This is a genomic window from Streptococcus moroccensis, assembly GCF_030812835.1.
Lineage (GTDB): Bacteria > Bacillota > Bacilli > Lactobacillales > Streptococcaceae > Streptococcus > Streptococcus moroccensis.
Genome location: NZ_JAUSTM010000039.1, coordinates 1 through 9,421 on the forward strand (window position 1 = coordinate 1; position 9,421 = coordinate 9,421).

Below are 9,421 nucleotides of genomic sequence, written 5' to 3' on the forward strand. Positions count from 1 at the left end.
TCTGAAGCAGTCATGGTTTGTTCATCAATGTCTTCTGCCGACCGTACAGGATCTTTAGAGGTCATGATTTGCGTGATATATTTGAGTTTATTCTCCTGAGTTTGCCAGAGGTAGTTGTCGAAGCTCCCTTTCGTAATGTAATGGTAAATATCTACCTCTTGGTGCATATTGCCTTGACGAATTAGCCTACCATTGCGCTGGACGATATCAGAGGGACGCCAGGGAACGTCTAAATGGTGGACTGCTTTCATACGAGACTGCACGTTTAATCCTGTTCCACCTTTTTCCGTAGAAGCCATGAGAATCCTGACTTCCCCACTATTGACCTTGCGTGACAGAGAGTTTTTCTTGTCATCCGTATTAGCGTCATGGACAAAGGCAATTGCTTCTTTGGGAATCCCTCTATCCACTAAGAGGTCTTTCAATTCATTGTAAACATCAAAGCCCTCTTCCTTATTCTTAGGCGTTCCAATATCTGAGAAAATCATCTGGGTAGCTTTATCATCTTCTCCCTCACGATAAATGCGTTCCACGTTACCCACTACTTGAAGAATCTTCTGATTGTCAGACAAGGTGTAAGCAGGATCAATGAGACGCATGTCAATGGCTAGTTTTCTGGCTTCTCCAGTTATCTTTAACATGTTATCAACACTAGGGTCAACGCTGCCTGACTTGATGGCGTCCGAACGGTCAACTAATTCTTCAAGGTAGTATTTCTGAGCTTCTGTGAGTTCACTCTCCACCGCGATGACTTTGGCTTCAGGTACAGGTAAATCAAGCATATCTGAAGTTTGAATATCTGCTGTTTCCTTATAAATCCGCATGAGTTCAGGCAGGTTCACAAACTTCTTAAAGCGTTTCTTGGGTTGGTATTTATCCCCTGTTGGGGCTAATTCCATAGCGTTTTCGATATTCCCAAAAGCTCCCACCCACGAGTCAAAGTTAGAGACTTGATACCGTTCTAAGACATCGGGTTGAATATAGCTCATCATGGTATAGAGTTCACTAATAGAGTTAGAGACTGGTGTTCCTGTCGCAAAAACCACGTTACGATAATCATGTTCTCCTTGAACCTGTCTGACCTTCATTTCCATATCCACGTTCTTTTTAGAAGTCGTGTTGGTAATTCCAGCCACATTCCCAAGGCCTGTAATGGGTCTGATATTCTTAAAATGGTGAGCCTCGTCCACAAAGAGAAAGTCAATCCCAAGGTTTTCAAACTCAATAAAGGTATCACGTTCCAACTTTTGAAGTTCTTCCAATTGGTGCTCTAAGCCCTTAATAGAACGCTCTGCTTCTTTGACCGTATAATTACTATCACTACCTTGCTTGATGTCACGGAGTTGTTGTAACTTATCTTGGATATAAGTCACCTGCTTTTCATGGCTCATAGGGATTTTTTCAAACTGGGAATCCCCAATGACAATGGCATCGTAGTCCCCTGTGATGATCCGTGAGACAAATTGCTTGCGTTTAGCTTTCGCAAAATCTTTCTTGGTCGTCACATAGACATTCTTTGTTGGGAAGAACTTCATGATTTCTTGCCCAAACTGAGCGGTCAGACTTGATGGCACCACATAAAGAGGTTTATGCACCATTCCGAGTTCTTTCAGTTTGAATCCTGCCCCAAGCATGGTTAAGGTCTTACCTGAACCCACTTCATGAGCTAGAAGCGCTCGTTTTTCTTCCACAATCCGTTGAATAGCGTTCTTTTGGTGAGGGCGTAAGGAAATATTCTGGGCAAGCCCATCAATGGTTAAATGGCTGCCATCATAAACTTTTGAGACTGTACGATTATAAAGACTATTATAGGTCTCTTCAATCATCTGTTGCACCTCTGAGTAACTGGACACAAAGTCTTGGAAGAGTTCTTGAAGCTCAGTTTCCTTAGCACGAAGAACCGTTGTCTTCTCCACGTCTGTCACATGCTTTTTCTTATCCCCATCTTCCACTTGTTTGGTAATGGTTGGTTGATTGGAATTAAGCAGGTTTTCAAAGATTTTTCGGCCACTATCATAGCGCGACCCAGGCACACCTAAACTTCTATCCGTTGCGGTAGAATACCTAAAGGCAAACTTGGATTGATAGGACATCGTCCCATCAATTGGACTGACTTCAAGAACAGTTGATACTTCTTGATCAGTCAAGTCAAAAGTTTGTCCCATAAAGGTTTCTTGGGCAAATTTCCCATAAACAGCTAGAGGAATCCAGCGTGAACCAATCCGATAATCAATATCAGCCAAGGTCACACGTGGTGGTTTCACGTCTTCTAAGAGACCTTGATAATAGACCCAAGGAAAATCAGAATTATCTTCTTTGATGAGTGAGTCCACAACCTCTAACTTAGTCATCATATCCCCTGATAAGAAATCCTGCCGAGATACATAGACCACTTCCCTATCGTTTAGATAGCGTTCTGGGTCTGGAATAATAGCGTCTCCTAATTCCTCAATCAAAGACGCTTCAGAATCCGTCTGATAAATAGACATCATGTAAGCCAAATCTACCCCACGACCATCTGCTAGACTAGAATTGAGAGCGTCAAGGGCAGAAGAAACTGCCGTCACTTCCTTTTCAGGACGGACCAAGGCTTTTTCAAAGGCAAGCGACTTGGTATAACTAACAGTCTTACCACTTGAGTCAAGGCTTTCATCTTCTAAACTTGCAAGGAGCGAATACTTATCATCACTATCAAAGAGGTTACGGTTCACAGCACTATTCACATAGCCAAAGCGTTTCACAAAACTATCATAGGTGCGATTGAGATGTCCTAACAAGTGATTGAACTCGTCTTTGTCATAGTTATAGTAGCGCTGTATAGCAATCACCTCTTGATAGGCGTTCCGAATATCAATCATCCCTTTAATTCGTGCCACTTCTTTCTCAGACAAAGGCGCTTCATAGAAAACAGTCTTTTTGAAATACCCCTTAAACTGCCCACGTTTGGTCGCTTCTTCGGTCACATAAACATCAAGAGCAGTGCTATCGGTGACTTCGAGGTCATTAAAGCGGTCAATCTGTTTTTGCGAATGCTTGGTGTCCCATGCCTTAAAGGTCCCCTCATCATCCACATAATAGCTAATCTCCTCGGTCTTGGTCCCTACACGAATGCCCTTATGATCACGGTAGTAAACCATAGAATCTTTATAGCCAAAACTATAACGATCTAAGCTTTCTCTGATTTCAGGTGGAATCGAGGTATCAATGACCTGTCTTCTCATTACATCAGGAGTGATGAAGATGTCAGAGTTATCCACCACTCTAGGGGCTTTAACCTGTTTAAGAGCAGTCTGAACAGCTTCTATTAAGTTATCAGAATTGCCTTTTACAGAAAGTGTCCCTCCGTTAAAGTTTCTAACCTCATAGCTCCCAAGAACCTGACTGTTGTGGTCCCCGTCAAAGTAAGGATTCAGCCAAATACGGTCATCCTTGTCATAGCGAATAGAACCTGAAAAAGCTAAATCATCTGCCACATATCCCTTATCCACATGTTTCTGGAAGAACAACATGTCTGTTGTGACAGTCGTTCCTGCAATGGTCTTAAAGGCGCTATCTGGTAAACGCACACCACCAAGAAAATCAGCCGTCTCACGAATGTCCTGGAGAATGTTTTCTGTCCGTTTGTCCATGGTTCCTGTGGAGGAAATAATGGCCACTTGTCCACCATCATGCACCAAATCAAGGGATTTTTTAACAAAATAATCATGAATCATATAGGGTTTGTCATAGCGACTATCCGCAATCCTGATATTGGCAAAAGGCACATTTGAGAGAACCAAATCAAAGCTATTCTCATTAAAACTGACTGTTTCAAAGCCTTTCACCTCAATGTGGCTATTTGGATGAAGGTGTTTGGCAATAGCCCCTGTAATCGTGTCTAACTCTACACCATACAACTCACTATTTTCTCGCAGGTGTTTAGGCATTGCCGCAAAGAAATTCCCAGTCCCCATCGAAGGGTCTAGAATTTTACCACCTGTAAAGCCATCACGTTCCAATTTCTCCCACATCTGACGAATCAAGTGAGGATCTGTGTAATAAGCTGTCAGAGAAGATTGTTTCATATCGGAATATTCTTTATTGGTGACTAGCGTTTTTAATGCCCCACGTTCCTTAGAAAACTTTGGGTTATACTCGTCAAAGAACTCGTTAGCTAAGCCTCCCCAACCTACGTATTTGGCAAGGAGTTCTTGTTCACTAGATGTGGCTTGACGGTGTTCAGATTCAAGAGCTTTTACAAGACGAATAGCAGCAACATTCATTTCAACCTTATCTCTTGTTGTCTTAGGGTAAAAGTCTGTCAAATCTTCTGGAAAGTGAAAATCTGTAGCTGGTGGCGTCTTAATGACTTTTGGTTCCAACCCATCTTCTGACAATGCTTCTTCTTGTTTAGCCTCTCTCTTATTTGATGATAGAGATGTCATCACTTGAGAAACCGACTCTTTTTGTTCTTCCATATCCATGAAGGAAAAGAGGTCTAATTCTTGGCTAGGTTCTTCCACTTCCTCTTTTTCTTCGACAGAAGGAACATGAAGAGCTTGAGTGATGTCTTCTAGTGTCCGTAAGAAAAGAACGGGGTTTTGTTCAATCACATCGGTGAAATCATTTTGTAATTCAATCCGTATCAGGTTATTAACACCTGAGTCTTCTATGGCCATTACCTGAAACTCTTGCCCTTTATAAGACACAATTGAAGCAATCGGATAGCGTTTCAGTGCTTCATCTATGATAGGATTTTGAGATGTTGATGGAGGCGTGATCATTTCAGTTTCTGTTTGCGATAGGTGTTCTCGCCATTCTCTATAGGATAGGTCTTGTTGGGTCTGTTTATCGCTTTCAAAGGTTCTAGCTTCCTCAAGAGTGAGTTCTTCATGTAAGAAGGCGTAGGCAATGGGTCTTGCTTCTTCTAAATCTAGCTGACTGGTCAAGAAAAATTCTGCCTTGTCATGGGTAAGTTCCATCTGAAGCAATTCTGTTGCAAGAGCTAATTGAGTGACAGTTGCTTTGGGATAGCCCCCTAGTAAGGCTAGGTCGGCATTCTTCAAATGAAAACGCCCTGCAGCATCTATCAGTATCCCACCTTGTTGCTCACCAAAGTCAGCTAAGTCTATTCCTAAACGAGTCAGTTTTTCGGTATTTTCAGCCAAAATGGTTTGACCCATTTCAGTTAAGATCACTTCTTCTTGAGGTGTTAAAGGACGTTGTAAGTCATAGACTGTCCCATCAGCTTCTAAATAGGTTAATAGCTCATTGTCCGCATAGATTGGCGTCATTTCCATCTCATGATCAAACTCCCCACGTCTCAGGTTTGGTAGCTTTGGACGGCTATTTCTCACTTGGTCAAAGTGACTTAGTATCTCAAATTTTTGAGACAAGTTTAGATATTCATAAGCTGGTAAATGTTCTGTTTGCCCTGTTCGTAAATCCAGTTGTGATAACTCGTCCTCATCAAGACTTGCGATTATCGCAAAATCCTCTTCTCGGAAGGTGATCTCTTGACGAGACTCTGATATTACTATATTATCAACAACCTCCTTTTTTTCCTCTACCGTTTCCTGAGGACTTACCCGTTCAGGTTCATAGGTGAGAAGAAACTGTTCAATATCACGGCTAATTCGGTCAGACAAATTATTGGCCACTCGGTAGACATTGACCAAATTAGCAGCTCTGCCTTTTTCCAAAAGAGAAGCTGCCGAAATGGATTGATAGGCGCCTTCTTGGTTTAAGAGATGAAAGCGAGTGGCTAGGTTAAAGAGGGCTACTTCAATCACCAAGGCTTTCTCATCACTTGATAATTGGTGTAACTTCTTTAATCCAGCTTGACCAAAGGTCTGTGTGTAGCTACTCAGGTCTGTTGCCTCGTCAAAGGAGCTTGCCTCTATAAAAGCAGAAACCTCTGTTTCAAAGCGAACCACTTGAACAGGTGAGGTGACTACTCCTCTTTGGGTTGTAAAATTTTGGATAAGGCTATCCCAATCCTCATCAAAATGAACTGCTTGATAGCGTAAAAAGGATTCCAAAAAAATCTGGTCTCGTGGCAATCTTGCCCGCAACATTTCAAGTAATTGTTCTTGATTCATACGTTCCTCCAATTAAAAAAAGGAGCTGAGAGGTATTCTCAGCCCACTGCTTTACTCTAGGACCAAGGCGCTTTGGTCTTTTTCTTGTGGCAACTTATCCATCAAAGTTGTCACATACTGTTGTAAGAAATGGCTTTTCTGGTCTAACAAATCCTTCTGCAAGGCAAGATAGGTCACATCTCCAAAATAATCTTGACTCGTTAAAGACAACTCCTTTTGGATAATGTCTTGCAAGGTTTCTAAGGTAAGAGACGAATAATCCTCCTCATCCAAAATATCATATTGTGCAAGGGACTCAGAAATATTGTTGGACGCTAACACTTCCATAATGAAACTGGCTCCCTCACCTGTTCGATAGAGTTTATCCAAGAGGTCCGTCACTTCTTCTTGAAGCTGTTCCTGATAACCGTCTGCTCTTAGACGCAGGTCATCACTAACTAAAGACAAGTCATCAATGCTCCTAAAGTCTTGATAGAGCGTATCAAGAAGTGACTTGTTTTTGATACTCAACTCCATAGCTAAAAAGGCTTTAATCATATCTTCATAGTTTTCTCGTGCCATATCAGAGAGAGATTTTGAAATCATGTCATAATTCCAAGCCATAACTGCTCTCCTTACGCTGTTGAATTGGATTCAAGCCTTGTTGGACTTCTTCTAAGTCTGTCAGTCCGTCACTATCCGTATCATTGCTAAAAGGATTAGTCCCTAAAGCTAACTCTTGAGCATCCGTTAGACCATCTTGGTCTGAATCTCTTGTGTAAATGTTTTTAGGTTCCATCTAGTTGTCCTCCATTTTGCGTTTAGAAAGTCCGTAAGCTAGACCTAAAAGAAGTCCTCCACCGACAAGCGCCAAGAGGGATTGACTCTCTCCTGTATTTGGTAAGACACTTGCTGGAACTGGTGGTTCTTGTGTTGGAATAGGTGGTTGGGGTGGAGTTGGTTGAGTCGGAGTTGGTGGTTCTTGTGTTGGAATAGGTGGTTGGGGTGGAGTTGGTTGAGTCGGAGTTGGTGGCTCTGGTTCAGGAGTAGTTGTTTTAACCGTGTTTGAACTGATGGTGTAACCATTAACGGTATGTAGCACGGTGTTTTCTACCTCACCTGAAGCAATCCGTTTCATCTGCAAGTAAACATCAGCCTGAAACTCGGATTCTTCTGCTAGTTTTTCAAGGAATTCCTGATCAAAACTGATGGTAACCGTTCCTTTTGACGTGTCGACCTGTTGTAGCGTGTACTTAGTCACTTCTGTCCCTTTTGGTAAAACCGTTCCATCTTTTAGAGTCACATCTACTAAGGTATAAGCCTTGTAAACACCATTATATTCGTCATGGCTTTCATCGTAATCATCGTCAAAGCGGTACTCGATGAGTGGTGTCGCACGATTACCAGGAATAAGTGCTCCCACCAAGCGGTAGTTAAAGACCTGATTCAAAGCAACTTCTTTTCCATCAAGGCTTTTCTCCTTTTGCGATAAGTCAATAACCACATCTTTTTGTGGGTCAAGCTTTGGTACATTATTGACCACAGTTTCTGTCACATAAGCCAAACCAAAGTCAATCTGATAAGCGGTGTTTTCATACTTCCCACCAGTCTTTGTCAGCTCATTCTTAATGGTCATTGGAAGGGTCACCACTAAGGTTTGACCAGTTTTAACATAAGCCTCATAAAATGCCTTTGGATCATCAGCACTTAAAACTTGAATGGCTCCTTTGGGTATGAACCGCCGTTTGGACATAGCGTCTTGAACCACTTTAGGCGCTTCTGACAATGAGGCATAGGCTTTCACCGAAATCCCTTTGACAAGATTTCCTGCCTTATCCATCACTTGGATACCATCTGCATTGAGGCTAAGTGCTTCTTCAGGGTAATCATCCACCATGTAAAAGCCTTTGGTAAGGACATCATCTGTCACTACCAAGTCCTTATACTGACTGTAATCCAGAACAATCTTATAGTAATTGACGGTATTTGGAAGAACGGTCTTCCCATCAATAGAAACGCCCTCTTTATTGGTATTGGACTTATGAGGGTTTACTTTTGGCACGTGATTCGTTACCGTATTGGTTTCATAGGCTTGTCCAAAGTCTACTTGATAAGCTACATTGTCATAAGACTTTCCTGAATTAAGCATAGACTCACGAACAGTCATAGGAGTAACGATGGTGATGTTTTGACCTTGCGTTACATAAGAATCATAAAAGGCTTGCGGATCTTCTGCCATAAAGACTTGGAAAGCTCCTTTAGGAGAAATCTTGCGTTTTGATAGGGCTGCTTGTAGGGTTTCCGGAACTTCTGATAGGCTCGTATAAGTTTTTACTGTAACTCCTGTGACAGCTTTACCATCAGATGTAATGAGTTGAATCGCTGTTTCATCTGGTAATAGAGCTTCTTCGGGATAGTCATCCACAAAGTAAAACCCTTGTGCAATCTGAGCCTTATCGGCCTTAGTGCCTCGGTATTGGTCTAAGTCCCATGACAAGGTATAGTAGTTTTGTGAACCCACTATCATCGGTTTTCCGTCAATGTCCACCTTATCCTCATTAAGGTTTTGTTTTTTAGGTGTTGGGCTAACGAGGGTATTGATCACCTCATCGGTTTCATAGCCATTGCCAAAATCCACTTGGTAGGCTTTGTTTCGATAAGTCTTCGTCTGACCATAAAGGCTGTCATTGACGGTCATTTTGGTGAGAAGGTTTAAAGTAGTTCCTGTTTTGACATACTGGTCATAAAAGTCTTGATTGTCATTAGGCATAAAGACTTGGAAAGCCCCTTTAGGAGAAATCTTGGCATGAGTGAGTTTATCTTGAAGGTCTTTAGGAGCTTCTGACAGCGACGCATAAGCCTTAACAGTAATCCCTGATACGGCTTTGCCATCAGGAGTGGTGATACCTGTCCCATTGTCTACTAAGTCCAACACTTCTTCTGGGTAGTCATCTACAAAGAAGAAACCACGAGCAATTGTCTCTTTAGAAGACCTATCGCCTTTATATTGATCTAAATCCCAGGTCAAACGGTAATGATTAGTTGTTCCTAAAGCCACTACCGTATCGTTAATGACCACACCATCTTCATTTTCATTGCGTTTTTGAGGCTCAATACGGCTAGTGATCGTTCCATCACCAGGCGTTCGCACCGTCACGACATTGGAAGTCACTGTATAGGCATTTGGGGTTCCCTTATTGATGAGAAGCTTATAACTGTTGGAATAGGTTGCTCCATCATTTTGAAGGCTACCATAAAGTTTAGGAGCCGCCAGTTGATAAGATTTGGTAAGGTCTTGGTTGACCTCTTGAAGCAAGGCTTCCTTGGCGGTCAAGGTCACAAAGTTCTTAGCAGCATCAAAG

Annotated in this window: 4 protein-coding genes; all 4 read right to left on the reverse strand. The window is 42.1% G+C overall.

From position 1 onward, the window contains the following. A partial coding sequence (locus J2S23_RS10860; RefSeq protein WP_307122739.1) for a helicase-like domain-containing protein occupies nucleotides 1-6,080 on the reverse strand: 6,080 nt, incomplete at its 3' end. Between the two features lie 51 nt (nucleotides 6,081-6,131). Next, entirely contained in the window at nucleotides 6,132-6,683 is a 552-nt protein-coding gene (locus tag J2S23_RS10865; RefSeq protein ID WP_307122740.1) for a hypothetical protein, read from the reverse strand. Next, nucleotides 6,667-6,858 carry a thrombospondin type 3 repeat-containing protein gene (locus J2S23_RS10870; protein WP_000433419.1) on the reverse strand — a complete coding sequence of 64 codons (192 nt, stop codon included), beginning with the start codon at nucleotides 6,856-6,858 and terminating at the stop codon, nucleotides 6,667-6,669. The genes J2S23_RS10865 and J2S23_RS10870 overlap by 17 nt, the downstream gene beginning before the upstream one ends. After that, on the reverse strand, nucleotides 6,859-9,421 hold a 2,563-nt coding region (locus J2S23_RS10875; protein WP_307122741.1), incomplete at its 5' end, for an SspB-related isopeptide-forming adhesin. It abuts the gene before it with no gap.

Coding starts and splice junctions, on each gene's coding strand:
- J2S23_RS10870 (WP_000433419.1), bottom strand. CDS start 6,858: ATGGAACCTAAAAACATTTACACAAGAGATTCAGACCAAGATGGTCTA.
- J2S23_RS10865 (WP_307122740.1), bottom strand. CDS start 6,683: ATGGCTTGGAATTATGACATGATTTCAAAATCTCTCTCTGATATGGCA.